The sequence below is a fragment of the Stutzerimonas stutzeri genome (assembly GCF_000952685.1).
GTDB classification, from domain to species: Bacteria; Pseudomonadota; Gammaproteobacteria; order Pseudomonadales; family Pseudomonadaceae; genus Stutzerimonas; species Stutzerimonas stutzeri_E.
Map to the genome: position 1 here is coordinate 647,741 of NZ_JYHV01000037.1, position 15,104 is coordinate 662,844.

The 15,104-nt window shown below is 61.0% G+C and carries 15 protein-coding genes; 10 read left to right on the plus strand and 5 right to left on the minus strand.

What is annotated here, in order from left to right; genetic code table 11:
- Positions 1-7 precede the first annotated feature (7 nt).
- From UF78_RS21550 to UF78_RS21560, 3 genes are all read right to left on the minus strand, one after another.
- A complete protein-coding gene (locus tag UF78_RS21550; RefSeq protein WP_045164248.1) occupies positions 8-622 on the minus strand; it encodes a LysE family translocator in 615 nt (204 codons plus the stop codon).
- A gap of 328 nt (positions 623-950) precedes the next feature.
- Positions 951-1,463, minus strand: a complete 513-nt coding sequence (locus tag UF78_RS21555) for a DUF6998 domain-containing protein (protein ID WP_045164249.1) — start codon at positions 1,461-1,463, stop codon at positions 951-953.
- 99 nt (positions 1,464-1,562) lie between these two features.
- The gene (locus tag UF78_RS21560; RefSeq protein ID WP_045164250.1) at positions 1,563-2,105 is read right to left on the minus strand and encodes a DinB family protein; all 543 of its coding nucleotides are present in this window, start codon (positions 2,103-2,105) and stop codon (positions 1,563-1,565) included.
- Between the two features lie 300 nt (positions 2,106-2,405).
- On the opposite strand from UF78_RS21560, the gene UF78_RS21565 reads away from it, so the two are divergent.
- From UF78_RS21565 to UF78_RS21590, 6 genes are all read left to right on the plus strand, one after another.
- Positions 2,406-3,053, plus strand: a complete 648-nt coding sequence (locus tag UF78_RS21565) for a TetR/AcrR family transcriptional regulator (protein ID WP_045164251.1) — start codon at positions 2,406-2,408, stop codon at positions 3,051-3,053.
- A gap of 148 nt (positions 3,054-3,201) precedes the next feature.
- The gene (aguB, locus tag UF78_RS21570) at positions 3,202-4,080 is read left to right on the plus strand and encodes an N-carbamoylputrescine amidase (protein ID WP_045164252.1); all 879 of its coding nucleotides are present in this window, start codon (positions 3,202-3,204) and stop codon (positions 4,078-4,080) included.
- A 142-nt stretch (positions 4,081-4,222) separates the two neighbouring features.
- Entirely contained in the window at positions 4,223-5,338 is a 1,116-nt protein-coding gene (aguA, locus tag UF78_RS21575; RefSeq protein WP_045164253.1) for an agmatine deiminase, read from the plus strand.
- Positions 5,339-5,470: 132 nt separating this feature from the next.
- Positions 5,471-6,040 (plus strand): hypothetical protein, encoded by a 570-nt coding sequence (locus tag UF78_RS21580; RefSeq protein WP_230623718.1) that lies wholly within the window; start codon positions 5,471-5,473, stop codon positions 6,038-6,040.
- Between the two features lie 134 nt (positions 6,041-6,174).
- On the plus strand, positions 6,175-6,768 hold the full coding sequence (locus UF78_RS21585; RefSeq protein WP_230623732.1) for a lytic murein transglycosylase: 594 nt from the start codon (positions 6,175-6,177) through the stop codon (positions 6,766-6,768).
- A gap of 85 nt (positions 6,769-6,853) precedes the next feature.
- A complete protein-coding gene (locus UF78_RS21590; RefSeq protein WP_045164256.1) occupies positions 6,854-7,237 on the plus strand; it encodes a hypothetical protein in 384 nt (127 codons plus the stop codon).
- Between the two features lie 69 nt (positions 7,238-7,306).
- On the opposite strand, the gene UF78_RS21595 is transcribed toward UF78_RS21590, so the two are convergent.
- Positions 7,307-8,305: a GGDEF domain-containing protein gene (locus UF78_RS21595; RefSeq protein WP_045164257.1), complete on the minus strand. Its 999-nt coding sequence runs from the start codon at positions 8,303-8,305 to the stop codon at positions 7,307-7,309.
- Between the two features lie 140 nt (positions 8,306-8,445).
- Entirely contained in the window at positions 8,446-9,636 is a 1,191-nt protein-coding gene (gene desA / locus UF78_RS21600) for a delta-9 fatty acid desaturase DesA (RefSeq protein WP_045164258.1), read from the minus strand.
- A 528-nt stretch (positions 9,637-10,164) separates the two neighbouring features.
- Here desA and UF78_RS21605 point away from each other — a divergent pair.
- From UF78_RS21605 to UF78_RS21620, 4 genes are read left to right on the plus strand one after another with little or no spacing between them, the layout of a single operon-like run.
- Entirely contained in the window at positions 10,165-10,551 is a 387-nt protein-coding gene (locus UF78_RS21605; protein ID WP_045164259.1) for a response regulator, read from the plus strand.
- A gap of 43 nt (positions 10,552-10,594) precedes the next feature.
- On the plus strand, positions 10,595-12,988 hold the full coding sequence (locus UF78_RS21610; protein WP_045164260.1) for a PAS domain S-box protein: 2,394 nt from the start codon (positions 10,595-10,597) through the stop codon (positions 12,986-12,988).
- Positions 12,985-13,374 (plus strand): response regulator, encoded by a 390-nt coding sequence (locus tag UF78_RS21615; RefSeq protein WP_045164261.1) that lies wholly within the window; start codon positions 12,985-12,987, stop codon positions 13,372-13,374. Before UF78_RS21610 ends, UF78_RS21615 begins: the two co-directional genes overlap by 4 nt.
- On the plus strand, positions 13,367-15,001 hold the full coding sequence (locus UF78_RS21620) for a diguanylate cyclase (protein ID WP_045164392.1): 1,635 nt from the start codon (positions 13,367-13,369) through the stop codon (positions 14,999-15,001). Before UF78_RS21615 ends, UF78_RS21620 begins: the two co-directional genes overlap by 8 nt.
- Positions 15,002-15,104: the final 103 nt, after the last annotated feature.

Here is a 15,104-nt window from a genome sequence, read left to right on the forward strand (position 1 = left end):
GGGCGGGTTATTTCTCGCTGAGGGCGAGCTTGGCTCCGAGACAGGCAAAAGCGGCGGAGAAACTGTAGCGGAGCCACCGCTGCACGGTGGTGGACTCGATAACCATCCGGCGGAACGCATGGGCAACGAGCCCATAGATGACGAAGACAGTGAAAGTCATGGCCATGAACACCCCGCTGAGGAACAGCAGCTGCAACAGCGGCCGGGCCGTATTGGGCTCGATGAACTGAGGCAGGAACGCGAGAAAGAAGATGGTGAGCTTGGGGTTGAGGATGTTCAGTAGGAAGGCCTTGATGACCAGCTCCACGGCAGAGACCTTCGACAAGGTGCCATCGACGGCGAAGGCGGAACGGTCGCGCCAAGTGACGTAGGCGACGTAAAAGAGGTACGCGACGCCTGCGTACTTCAGCACCTGGAACGCCAAGGCACTGGTGTGCATGACGGCTGCCAGGCCGAGCACGGTGGCAAGAAGGTGCGGCACTATTCCGGCAGTGCACCCCAACGCGGCGTAGACACTGGCTCGGCGTCCCTGAGTAAGCCCTGTGGAGACGGTATAGATGACGCCCGTGCCGGGGATGAGCACAACGATGAGGGAAGTGAGAAGGAACTCGACACTGACCATGTTTGCTCCGTGCGCTACGCTTTGCGGCCTTGGTGACGGCTAACGATAGAACATGAGGCGGGTGTTGGCTCGTTCCATTGCGTGCAAACGGAGCGGTGTGAAATCCAGGAATGCGTTCTCCTCACACCACGCTTCTATACCAAGGCGTCGGTGATTGAAGAGCGGGGAGAACCGACCTGGCCGCCGTCTTCTACTCGGAAACCAACCCCGGCGCAAAACGCCACACAGCGCAACCTCAGCAACGACCCCGAGCGCTCGATGTAGGGCTGGCGTTTGGTTAAGGGCCGGGGTTGGCGAGCGGAAGGAACGGTCATACGAGCGGGCTTAGCTACCCAGCAAACGAAGCGAGGGTTTTGAGCACATGGTTGGAGTTCTTTAATTCTGCGCCAATGTCTCGAACACGGCTGTCGGACAATAACGCTCCCCGAATATGCAGAATATGGCCGTTAACATGCGCCCGATAGATGCTGTAGTCCGCGATTACGACGTGAGGGATGGATACAGCCACAACAACTTCATACGACTCGTCAAAAATAACAGCGACGAGCTCATCGAAGTCCATTTTCTCCAGATTCCGTATTACCCCTAACTGTCTAGATCGATTGTCGGCAGTTACGCGGCGGGCCTTTATTTGAAATTTTCGACCGGAATCAGACTCAGCGTCATGGCCTGCCGCTGAGTTCTTTGCGAGCTTTAAATTCAAGGCTGAAGAAACCAGCCATTCGGCATAATCACCGACAGGATTATTTTTCGTTCGAAGAATGCCCCTGTTTCTAAGCTCGCCTATTACGACGGCCTGGAGATTGAGCAGTTCTCGCGTAGTAAAGGTGGCTAGGTCCATGTCGTTAAAGCCTCTCTAACGCCTCAATTAAGCCGCGCCACGGAACGGCGTCGGTCGGAATGAATTGCTAGCTCCTTCTCATAGGCCAGATGCAAAGGGCTATAGATTGCCCTCATCCGGAATCAAAGCCAGAAGGTCGGTAACATCGACATTCCTACCCGCCTGAGATAGCAGCGTCGTTACCTGACCGCGGTGGTGAGTCTGATGGTTGAAGAAGTGAAGAATCAGGCTCGAAAACCGTTTATTACCCGGAACTCCTTTGGTGTTGCGGTAGCTGAGGCCGAGCTCCAAGTCGTCATTGGAGAGCTCACTGACCCAACTGCAGATCTGGCGATCCAACCAGAACCTTCGCTCGGACAAGGCGGCAACGTCTTCAAAAAGTATCTGATCCAGGCGACTCGGATATGGAAGCTCGACGATTTCGCGCAGAGCGGGCAGGCCGTGCGGCGGTGTAGCAAAGCGCTTCAGCCAAATGATATCGGCAACCAGGATGTGGTTCAGCGTACCCAAAATCGAACCAAAAAAAGCTCCACGGTCCATCGCCAGTTCATCTCTACCTAGCTGACCCGCAGCCTGATAGATCTTTGAATTCATCCATTGGTTGTAGGAAGCCATTAATTCGAAGTGATTTTTCAAGCTCATCGGAGACCTGCTCAGCCGTCAGTTACCCATCACATGTACCGAGCCTACCGACTGGTGCTGCGTCCAGAATGGGCTCCACCGACTCCGTCCGGTCTATCAATTCTCGCCTCTGTTACTTTAGACGACGTCTTGGCCGGAGCATGTAACCGGCTCATACCCCGAATCTCCGCCTTGTCACCGCGGCAGCTCCAAGCAGGGGGATAGCGTGCTGGTAGGGACCGACAACGGCGTTAATCCTGGCGGCGGGCAAGACGGCCATAGCCGTTGCATCTGGCGCCGCCCTAGCATCCAATAGGATCCATGAGCGCAGCCACCCCTTCCTCGAACATTCCCACCAGCCGCAAGCCTCGCGCCAGTAGCCAGGCGCGGATTGCGCAGATTCTCGCGGCGGCCCGCGAACTGCTCGCCGAACAGGGGGTGGTTGGCCTGTCGATCTACAGCGTGGCAGAGCGGGCGGCGATTCCGCCGTCCTCCGTCTATCATTTCTTCGCCAGCGTACCGGCGCTGCTCCGCGCGCTAACGGCCGACGTGCATGCGGCCTTTCGGGCCAGCCTTGAGCAGCCCGTCGACCCACAGACGTTGAACCGCTGGCAAGACCTGTCCCGGCTGATCGAACGACGCATGCTGATGATCTATGAGGACGATGCCGCGGCCCGGCAACTGATCCTGACACAGCATGGCCTGACCGAAGTCACCCAGGCGGACCGCCAGCACGACGTCGAACTCGGTGAACTGATGCGGGTCCTTTTTGAACGGCATTTCCATCTTCCCCCACTGCCCGGCGATATCGAGGTGTTCGCCCTCGCGCTGGAACTGGGCGACCGGGTGTATGCGCGGTCCGTGCAGGAGCACGGTCATATTACGAAGCGAATGGCGGAAGAAGGCATGCGAGTATTCGATGCGTATCTGGGTCTTTATCTTCCGCCGTTTCTGCCCAAACGTGATTAGTCGAACGCATGACCGATACTTATCGATAACCGGTGGTCATCTAAGCAGACCTGGCAAAAAATAACGCTTCAAAAGCGGATAAGTATCGAATAAATTCCGCTCCGCCCGAGGTAGGGTTCACACTCACGCCGCATCCGCGAGGTTTTCCATGTCCCGCACCGTTACCGTCGCCGCTACCCAGATGGCTTGCTCCTGGGATCGCCAAGCCAACATTGCCAATGCCGAGAAGCTGGTTCGCGAAGCAGCCGCCAAGGGCGCGCAGGTAATCCTGATCCAGGAGCTGTTCGAGACGCCCTACTTCTGCCAGAAACCGAATCCGGAGTATCTGCAGCTGGCCACCACGGTCGAGGAGAACCCGGCGATCCAGCATTTCCAGCGAATCGCCGCCGAGCTGCAGGTGGTGCTGCCGGTCAGCTTCTTCGAGGTCGCCGGCCGTGCGCGTTTCAATTCCATCGCCATCATCGATGCCGACGGCAAGGTCCTCGGCGTCTATCGCAAAAGTCACATTCCAGACGGCCCCGGCTATCACGAGAAGTACTACTTCAACCCGGGCGACACCGGCTTCAAGGTTTGGAACACCCGCTACGCCAAGATCGGCGTGGCCATTTGCTGGGACCAGTGGTTCCCCGAGACGGCGCGCAGCATGGCGCTGATGGGCGCCGAGCTGCTGTTCTACCCTACCGCCATCGGCAGCGAGCCGCATGACCCCAACATCACCTCGCGCGACCACTGGCAGCGCGTTCAGCAGGGCCATGCCGGCGCCAACCTGATGCCGCTGATCGCCAGCAACCGCATCGGCAAGGAAGAGCAGGACGGCTACGACATCACCTTCTATGGCTCGTCCTTTATTGCCGACCAGTTCGGCGCCAAGGTCGAGGAAATGGACGAAACCAGCGAAGGTGTGCTGGTGCACGAGTTCGATCTCGATCAGCTGGAGCACATCCGCAGTGCCTGGGGCGTGTTCCGTGACCGCCGGCCGAACCTGTACAGCCCGATCAAGACATTGGATGGTTCGCTGGAGTCCTGAGCCCGGCCTCTGATCGGCACAGGATGCAACCGCACAGCTTTGGTGCGGCTGAATCCTGTCCGGCGTGGTCAGATAGTTCGTCCCTGATGAATGGCCGATCGTATCCCGGCCTCGAAAATTGCCGTCCTTGCCAGGTAAACCCATGACCACACTGACCACGACCCCGCGCGCCGACGACTACCACATGCCTGCCGAATGGGCCCCGCACAGCCAGACCTGGATGGTCTGGCCGCAGCGCCCGGACAACTGGCGCGACCAGGGCACGCCGGCGCAAGCGGCCTTTACCGCGGTGGCCAAAGCCATTGCGCGCTTCGAGCCCGTCACCGTCTGTGCCACCGCCGAGCAGTACGTGACCGCGCGGGAACAGCTGGACGACGCGCGCATCCGGCTGGTGGAGATCAGTAGCGACGACGCCTGGGTGCGCGACACGGGGCCGACCTTCGTGATCAACGGCAAGGGCGGTTTACGGGGTGTCGACTGGACGTTCAATGCCTGGGGCGGGCTGGAGGGCGGGCTCTACGAAGATTGGCAGCGCGACGATGAGGTGGCACGCAAGATCCTCGAAATAGAGCGCTGCGATCGCTACCGCACCGAGGGCTTCGTGCTTGAAGGCGGCTCGATTCACGTCGACGGCGAAGGCACCCTGATCACCACCGAGGAGTGTCTGCTCAACCACAACCGCAACCCACACCTGTCCCGCGAAGAAATCGAAGCGGTTCTCGCCGATTATCTAGCGATCGACAAGGTCATCTGGTTGCCGCACGGCCTGTACAACGACGAGACCGACGGCCATGTGGACAATTTCTGCTGCTTCGTCCGTCCAGGCGAAGTGCTGCTGGCCTGGACCGACGATCGCGACAACCCCAACTACGAGCGTTGCCAGGCCGCCATGCGCGTGCTGGAGCAGGCACGGGATGCGTGGGATCGTCCGCTGACCGTACACAAGATGCCGATTCCCGGCCCGCTGCACGCTACCGAGCAGGAATGCGCCGGTGTCGTGCCGCTGGTGGGCACCCAGCCGCGTGATCCCTCGATCCGCCTGGCGGGCAGCTACGTGAACTTCCTGATCGTCAATGGGGGCATCATCGCCCCGTCGTTCGGTGATCCGCTGGATCAGGAAGCTGAAACCATCCTGGCGCGACTGTTTCCCAATCACCAGGTGGTCATGGTGCCGGGTCGCGAGATTCTGCTCGGCGGCGGCAACATCCACTGCATTACCCAACAGCAGCCCGCCGCGTCGAGCCGCTCTTCGGCGTAGCGCACCCATCAGAGAAGGTCGCCGGCCATGCTTTTCAGAGCCGTTCTACTGTGCATGTTGCTGGCACCACCGGTTCAGGCGATCGAGGCCTATTCGTGCCGCAACGGCTTATTCCCGGCATTCGCAGGTCAGGTGCGCCAGGCCGAAGTGGTCGCTGATAGCGGCCAGCGGGTGCATTTCAGAAACGACGCCGCCGGCTGCCCCGAAGATGAGTCCTGCCTGCAGAAGGCCTATCTCGTGGATGGCGACAGGCTCCTTGTCGGCAACCAGGCGGATGGCTGGGCATGCGTCTGGTACTTCGCCGAGAAACGCGAGTTCGTCGGATGGCTGCCCGCACGCAATGTCAGCAGCAGAACCGCGCCAACACCCTCGACTGATGTCTGGATCGGCCGCTGGCTGCCGATTGCGGGCGGCAACAGCATCGTCATCAGCCGTCCCTCGCCGACCGGCCCGCTTTTCGCCGAGGGCGAGGCGATCTGGTATGGCGGTCTCAACAGCCATGGCGAGCGGATCATGCATGTCGGTGCATTCGCGGGCAAGGCACAGCCTTCCGACGATCTGCTGAAGATCGCCGAGGGTGATGGCGACCACGACTGCAGTGTCACCTTGCAGTACGTTGCCGGTAATCTGGTCGTGAGCGACAACAGCCATTGCGGCGGGATGAATGTTCGGTTCGACGACGTCTACCGCGAAGCACCCTAACGCTCTGTCTGATCTCGCTTCCTTGAAGCGCAGCCGATCTGGTCTAGAGTTCAGGCTTTCAGACGGCGGCGGCGCCAGCACCGCGGTCGCCATCCCGATCACCTGACTATGAACAGGAACATGCTGCTGTGCTGATGCCCCGTTCTGCCCGGCCGGCTTTGTTGGCCCTTGCGCTTGTCACCGGCGGCTGCGATGACGATGGCGACCCCGGCGCCGATCCCAGCGCTGACTACGTCCCGCCGACCCTGGAGCAACTTCCCAACTGCAACCAGATAGGCGCAACGCTTGGGCCGGTGATCGACGGCCTGGTGCTGGTCGACGAAGAAGACGGCGGCCGCTATGACAATGTGAATGTCTACGGCATCAACTGCACCTGGCTATCTAAGGAAACGCAATCCGGCAACGCGTTCGAGATGGTCAAGGGCGGCGGCTTGGCCATCGCCATCAGCGTGGACCCGGAGCCGTCGGACGCGATGCTGCTTCGACAGATGGGGATGATCTACGACGATCACAGGGTTGAGGACATTGGTGGATTCGTCGTGGACCCGAGCAAGCAGCTGGATCCTGATGCCCAGCTGGGCATCGTTGGCCCGCAGGTAGTTGTCGGCAGAGTCACCGTTACCGCGGCGGCGGGAGGCATTGCGCTGCAGAAAGTCGAGAGCATGCGGGGCATCACCAACGACCAAGCCATTGAAGGTGCGGTTGCCGTTCACAAGATGCTTCGTTGACGTCACAGAAACTGAACGGGCAAGACAATGAACAAACTAAGCGCAGCGACAGCGCAGAATATAAAAACAGGAAACAGGAGCGAACATGTCTTTAGCGACAGGGCTGCAAACGCTTTCCATGGCCGGCGTACTCATGCTGATCAGCCTCAGCGGACAGGCTCAGGAACCGAGTCATCAGATGATGATGTCGAACATGCACGCCCAACTGGCGAACTTCGGCGGCTCTATGCACACGACGGCCAAGGTCTGCGGGGGTTCCTCGGACGAGCAGCTGGCCGAGCAAAAAGAGAAGCAAAGAGCCCTGTCGATCCAAAACGGTATGGACGCGGCCGCTTTTGACAAAGCCTTCAACGCCGGCGCAAGCGAGGCGAAAGCAAAATGGGCAACCATTCCGGCGTCTGAACGGCAGGCCAAATGCAATGAGTTCAAGCAAGAGATGGAAGGGTTAGCTCAGCAGTTCACGCAGTGACAGCATCCGCGACCGACGGCATAGGCCATCGGTCGCGGCAAGCGACGCCGTACCAGCCCGAGGCGCCACTCAGGACACGATCACCTGATTTTTGCCCAGACGCTTGGCCGTATACATGGCCGCGTCGGCGCGGGCGAACAGCGCGCTGAGGTCCGGGTCGCTGGCCCGGAGGTAGGTCACGCCAAGGCTGATGGTGACGCCGAAGCGCTGGCCGTCCGGGCTGGTGAAGACCAGCCGCTGGATTTCGCGCTGCAGGCGCTCGGCGATCTGCTCGGCGAGGTCTGGCTGGCAACCGGGTAGCAGCAAGGCAAATTCTTCACCGCCAATGCGGCCGAACAGGTCGCCACGGCGCAACACGGATGAACCGCACTGGGCCACGCGCTGCAACACCTGATCGCCCATCTGATGGCCATGGGTATCGTTGATCCGTTTGAAGTCGTCGATGTCCAGCAGCTGAAACGCCAGCGAGGTGGCGTATTGCCGAGCCAGGTCGAACTCACGCTGGGCGCATTCGAAGAAGTAGCGGCGGTTGCTGCTTTGAGTCAGCACGTCGACGGTGGCCAGACGCTGCAGCTCACCTTCGAGCTGCTTCTTTTCCGTAATGTCTTCGGCGATCCCGACAATGATCGGCCCGCGCGAGTTGTCCGCATTGCGTGCGATGAAGCACTTGTCGCTAAGCCAGCGCAGCTGCCCGTCGGCGCGGATGATGCGATATTCGCGCGCTTCGACGGAGCCCTTTTCCAGCACTTCGAGCAAGCTCTGCTGCGCGTATTCCGAATCGTCCGGATAAATGCTGTTGCGCCACTCGCCGAAATCCGCCAGCAACAAAGCGGCCGAGCGACCGAACACCTGCTCGTACGCCGGGCTGACATAGATCATCTGCTGGGCTTGCCAGTCGAAGGCCCAGAGCACCGCGTTGACGGCACCCATGAGGGTACTGAACAGCTGCTCTCGCTCGCTGAGGCGCTCGACCTCGGCGCGCGCGTGCATCAAAGCCAACAAAGTTTGCGCCTCGGTCGGAGGCACAATGCCAGCCCCCACTTCGCTTCGCTGCTTCACGAAATTCATACCTGCGTTCCGAAAGGCGCCAGGCACCAGCGGAGACCCGCAGGGGCAGCTGTCGCGTTAGCACCAGAATGCCCATCAGAGAGTGCCAGATGGGCAAAGTTCCAGTTCGCCCTCCCGTCAGTGATCGTGTCGATCGAAGGTCATGCCAGGGCGACGGCTGGTCTTAATGAGTAGGTTTTCAGGTGCTCGGCAAACTCGCGTAGCGACTGGATACCGCTGGCTTCGGCGTCCTGAACCCATTGCTTGATCGCCGCGAGCATGTCATGCCCGTTGGCGCTGGTACGGGTCCAGATCTGCTGCAACGCCAAGCGCTGCTCGTAGATCACCCGCAGCGACTGGCTCTGTTCGAGGATCACGGCGATACGCGCCTGTTGCTCGTGCTGCAGCAGGCTCGGCTCGCGCGACAGCAGCCGTTTGGCCCGGCGGAACTGATGACGCACCGATGCATCGGCGCGATCCAGCTCCAGGCGCACCAACGGCTTGATGACCAATTTGCGGTACTGCGCCATGATCTGGAAGCGGTTGTTGAGAATAGCCATGGCACTGTCCATGTCCAGCTGATGCTTGGGCGTGACGCGATGGGCGATAGGCGCGGTGCGGTTCACCTTCGCCAGCCCGAACAGACTGAACAACTTGATCCAGGCCCAACCCATGTCGAATTCCCACTTGCGCACCGACAGCTTGGCCGAGTTCGGATAGGTATGGTGATTGTTGTGCAACTCTTCGCCGCCGATGAGGATGCCCCACGGCACTAGATTGGTCGCCGCGTCGCGGCACTCGAAGTTGCGATAGCCCACAGCGTGCCCCAGCCCGTTGACCACCCCTGCGGCCCAGAGCGGGATCCAGATCATCTGCACCGCCCAGACCGTCAGGCCCAGGACACCGAACAGCGCCAGATCGAGGCCGAGCATCAGCACGATGCCCAGGTTGGGGAAACGCGAATACAGATTGCGCTCGATCCAGTCGTCCGGACAGTTCTTGCCGTAGATGCGCAGGGTTTCTTCGTTTTTCGCCTCTTCCATATACAGCTCGGCGCCCCGCCGCAGGACCGTGCCCAGGCCCTTCTGCACCGGACTGTGCGGATCGTCCGGGGTTTCGCATTTGGCGTGGTGCTTGCGATGAATGGCGGTCCATTCGCGAGTGTTCATCGCCGTGGTCAGCCACAGCCAGAAACGGAAGAAATGCTTGAGCCCTGCGTTGAGCTCGAGCGAACGGTGAGCGGAATAACGATGGAGGTAGACGGTAACGGCAACGATCGTCACGTGAGTCAAAAGCAGGGTGGCGGCGATCACCCCCCAGGCCGAAAGGTCGAGGAAACCGGTGTACCACATAGTTGTTGCAGCCTCGCAGCGAAGAGAAACACAGGCCGGCAATGCCAGCACCCGAACATTATCTGCTTATGGCGGCGTATTGCCGCACCCGCCCGTCGCAAGATATCGATTTTGCGACGAGGCCAAGGCCCGTCCGGCGGCCAGCTGCCGGCGCGAGCGCAACGGATGGCCGCCGTCGCCCGGTCGCGGCTGCGCTATGGACAGCTCTAGTCCGGCATTTGCAGCGTGTAGCCTGCAGATGCCACTCACCTGAGCCCGGTAAATGAGCCGCGAGAAGGGCTCGCACGGGGAAATTCTCGTCTGGCCGCGAAGTCGAACGCTGTGAAGCCTTGGGACGAAACCGCAACTGCGGGCGGCTGCGCATCGGCTCGGCCCGTTTTCGAACAGCTGCCCCGCATCAGCCGAACGTCAGCAACCCCGGGCTATTCCGTCTGTAAGGCTATTTTTCGTGAGCGATGTGCCAGCATACCTGCAAGGTGGCAAACTGCTCGTTTCGAGCGCTCGAAGTATTGTTGTCGGAGGTCCCGCATGACCGAGCTGAAACGGATTATGCACGTCGAGGACGACCCCTCCATCCAGGCGGTGGTCAAGGTCGCGCTGGAGATGATCGGTGGTTATCAGGTGCTGTCCTGCTCGTCCGGCCTGCAGGCCTTGGAGGAGGTTGAACGCTTCGTCCCCCACTTCATCCTGCTCGACGTGATGATGCCCGGCATGGGCGGCACTGAGACCCTGACCAAACTCGGCGAGCGGATTGACCTGGCACAGGTACCGGTGGCCTTCATGACCGCCAAGGTACAGCCCGGCGAGATCGAACATCTGCGCAACCTCGGCGCGCGCGACGTCATCATCAAGCCCTTCGACCCGATGCGTCTGGCCAGCCAGATCCAAGCCATCTGGGACGCCGACGGCGATTAGCCGTCATCGACCAGCCCTCAGCCCAGCGAGAAAGGACCGCCAGATGGAGTCACCGAAATCGATGCCCGCCCCCCGTGAGCTGTCCCGACTCGCTGCGCTGCTGCGCTACGAGATTCTCGACACGCCGGACGAGTCCGCCTTCGACGATTTCGCCCAATTGGCTGCATACATCTGCGACACCCCGATCGCCCTGATCTCGCTGGTGGACGACCATCGCCAGTGGTTCAAAAGTCGCATTGGTCTGGAGGTCAGCGAGACGCCACGGGACATCTCCTTCTGCACTCATACCATCGAAGGTCAGGGCATTTTCGAGATCGATGACGCGAGCCAGGATCAGCGCTTTCGCGACAACCCGCTGGTGACCGACGACCCGCACATCCGTTTCTACGCCGGCGCGCCGTTGACCACCCCGGATGGCTACAACCTCGGCACGCTGTGCGTGATCGACCGCCAGCCGCGTCAGCTCAGCGAGGCGCAACGCGGCGCCTTGGTGCGCTTGAGCCGCCAGATCATGCGTCTGTTCGAGGAGCGTCTGCAGGCGCACCGCTATGCCGAGCAGGCAGCGCTGCAGCAGGCCCTGCTCAACAGCGCCGCGAGTGCGATGCTGGTCACCACCGCCGAAGGACGGATATCGGGGGTCAACCCGACGGCCGAGCGCCTGTTCGGCTATTCCGAGCAGATGCTGATCGGTCATCCACTGACCTCGGTACTGTTTCCGCCGGCCGCGCTGGCCCGCCGCGCAGCCATCCTCAGTAACGAACTGGGTGAGCCCGTCGCGCCGGGGTTCGCCGTGCTGACCGCGCCGCTGCTCGAAGGGCGTCGCGAGATGCGCGAATGGCGCCTGCTGCATCGCAACGGCGACAGCGTGCCCGTACTGTTGAATGTCTCGGCGATCCATGACGAACACGAGCTGCTACGCGGCTACATCGTCAGCGCCTATGATCTGGCCCATCAGGAGCACTTGCAGCTACGTCTGCAGCAGATTGCCGCGCAAGTCCCAGGCATGCTGTTCCAGTTCTGCTGGAAGCCCGATGGCAACAGCTCATTCCCCTACCTCAGCGAAGGCGTCGAAGACATTTACGGGCTGGGCGCGGCCGAGATGGCGCCAAGCATTGGTCCGGTCTACGAACGGGTTCATCCCGAGGATCGCGAGCATGTGCTGGCGAGCATCCGCCACGCAGCCTCGACGCTCACGCCGTGGCATTTCGAGCACCGGATCAACCATCCGCGCAAGGGCTGTATCTGGGTCGAGGCGCGCGCCACGCCGATGTGTCAGGCAGATGGCTCGGTGCTCTGGCACGGGTTGGTGACCGACATCACCGAGCGCAAAGCCGAGCAGCTGGAGCTGGACAAGCAGCAGGAAATGAATCGACGCCTACTTGAGGCGCTGTCCGAGGCCGTCGTGGCCTGCGATGCCGAAGGCAATCTGACCCTGTTCAATCACACCGCCCGACGCTGGCACGGGCTCGACGCGCAACGCCTTGCACCGGAACAGTGGCCGAACGTCTACCGCCTCTACCAAGCCGACGGCGTGACGCCGATGGCTTACGACGAGGTCCCGCTGATGCGCGCGCTGCGTGGCGAGCAGATCCGCAACGTGGAAATGGCCATCGTGCTGCACGGCAAGGCCCGCCATGTGCTGGCCAACGCCGATCCAATGTATGCATCCAATGGCCAGCAGAGCGGTGCGGTGGTGGTGCTGCATGACATCACCGAACGCAAGCAGATCGAAAACCTGCAGCGTGATTTCGTTTCGACCGTCAGCCATGAACTGCGCACGCCGCTGACCTCTATCACCGCTTCGCTGGGGCTGATTTGCGGGCAGGTGATGGGCGAGGTGCCGGAGCATCTGCAGGAGTTGCTCGAGATCGCCCACCAGAACAGCAAACGCCTGAGCGCGCTGATCGATGACCTGCTCGACATCGACAAGCTCAACGCCGGCAAGATGCGCTTCGAGTTTCAGCGGCAACCGCTGCAGCCATTGCTGGAGCAAGCCCTTCGTAGCAACCAGGGGTACGCCGAGAGCTATGCTGTCACTATCGAACTGCGCAGTTGTCCGGCCGTATTGATCGAGGTCGATACGATGCGTCTGGAACAGGTGTTGAGCAATCTGTTGTCCAACGCGGCGAAATATTCACCGCCTGGTGAAACCGTTGAACTGTGGGCCGAGGCGATCGGAGAGCACAGGGTACGCGTAAGCGTGCAAGACAAGGGACCGGGAATCGCCGATGCATTCCGCGCGCGGATATTCAGCAAGTTCGCCCAGGCGGACGCCTCCGATACCCGGCAACAAGGCGGCACCGGCCTGGGATTGGCCATCAGCAAGGAGTTGATCGAGCATATGGCCGGACAGATCGGTTTCGATTCGACACCCGGTGCAGGCGCCTGTTTCTGGTTCGAGCTGCCCTGCCATCCGCTGCACGAGCCTCGGACGTGAAGCCGCTGCGGCGAATCCTGCATGTCGAAGACGTGCCTTCCATCCGGGTGGTGACCCGGGTCGCCCTGGAAAAAATTGGTGGCTTCGAGGTGCTCAGCTGCGCCTCTGGCCAGGAAGCGCTGGATCAGGTCCAACACTTCGCCCCGGACATGATTCTGATGGACATGATGCTGCCGCGAATGAGCGGTATGGAGCTGCTGTGCCAGCTGGCGCAGCTGATCGACTTGCGGGCCACGCCGGTGGTACTACTCACCGGCCAGTCGCACACGCCCACCGATCCGGAAGAATTCCGGCGGCTCGGTGTGCGCAAGATGCTTCACAAACCCTTCGACCCCTTACAGCTGGCGGCGCAGCTGAATGAAGTATGGAATGCTGAGCATGAATGACAGCGCCAACGAAGCGTTGCACGACAAACTGCAAGCTCTGAACGAGAAGTTTGCCGACCGCCTGGAAGAGGAATTGGCGGCCCTCGAACAAGGTGCCGAGCGGTTGTTGCTAATTCATGAGCAGGAGCAGCGCCGGCAGATGGTGATTGATCTTCACCAACGTCTGCACCGCCTGGCGGGCACGGCGGGCACCTTCGGCTTCACCGCTCTGGGCGAGCAGTCGCGGTTGCTCGAGCAGCGTGCCGATTGCTGGCTGAACGCGGCCAGGCCCAGCGGTCAGGCACTCTCCGCGCTGACTCAGGCCATCCACCAACTGGGCGCTGCCGCGCAGACCGGAACCCTCGGCCAGGCCGAGCCATCGGAGAACCACGAACAATTGCCGGCAGGCTGCCGCATTTATCTACTCGAAAAAAATGTCGAAGCCGGACAGGAAATGTGCCGAACATTGAGCAATTTCGGCTACGACGTGCTGCTGTTTCCGGAACCCCACCTTCTGCAGACCGCTATCCAGGGGCAGTTGCCAGACGCCCTGATCGTCAGCCAGCACGAGGCTGAGCTCGAGGAGGTGGACAGGCTGCAGCAGACCCTGGAATCGCCGTTGCCCCTGCTGGTGATCGGCCATCACGTCGATTTCGACAGTCAGTTGGCGGCCGTACGCGCCGGCGCTAAAGGCTATTTCACGCGTCCGCTGGACGTTACCCAGCTGGAAAACAAGCTGGAAAACTGCCTCAACCTGCAGCTAAGCGAGCCATACCGAGTGCTGATCGTCGATGACGATACCGATCTGGCGGCGCGTTACAGCCTGGTGCTGCGCAATTCGCAGATGCTGGTGCAGACCCTGACCGATCCCAGCCAGCTGTTCGAGGTCATGCGGGCGTTCAATCCCGAGGTGGTGCTGCTCGACATGAACATGCCAGATTTCACCGGGCTCGAACTGGCCCAGATGATTCGGCTCAATGACGAGTGGTTGCGCGTGACGCTCATCTACCTCTCCGGCGAAACCGACATCAACCGGCAAATGGCGGCGCTGCTCAAGGCGGGCGACGATTTCATCACCAAACCCATCGGCGACGGCGCCTTGACCGCCGCGGTGCTTTCCCATGCACAGCGAGCCCGCGCGCTGAGTATGGCGCTGTCGCGCGACAGCCTCACCGGGCTGCTCAAACATGCCGATATCAAGGAGCAGGTCGCCTTGGAAGTGGAGCGCGCGCTGCGCAGCGGCAAACCCGCGAGCGTGGTCATGCTCGATCTCGACCATTTCAAGCAGGTCAACGACCAGTACGGCCACGCGGCCGGTGACAATGTCATCCGATCGCTGGCCAACCTGATGCGTCAGCGCCTGCGCCGCATCGACAGCCTCGGCCGCTATGGTGGCGAGGAATTCGTCGCGGTATTGCCTGACTGCAACCTGGAGCAGGCCAGGCAGATCTTCGATGAAATCCGTCAACGCTTCTCAGCGCTACCCTTCCATGCAGATTCCAGGGTGTTCAGCGTGTCGCTGAGTGCCGGCATCAGCGAGACCGACGGCCATTCCAGCTCATCGGCATTGCTGGAGCGAGCCGATCAGGCCCTCTATGCCGCCAAGCACAACGGCCGCGATCAGGTTCAGATCGCGTTACCGGGCTAATCGCCTCGTCGCGCGAAACCAGGCGAACCGCTGCGCAGTCCGGGACTCCAACTACACTGTATTAAATCTTGCAGCCACGTCGCACGCCCCAGGTTTGCAGCGC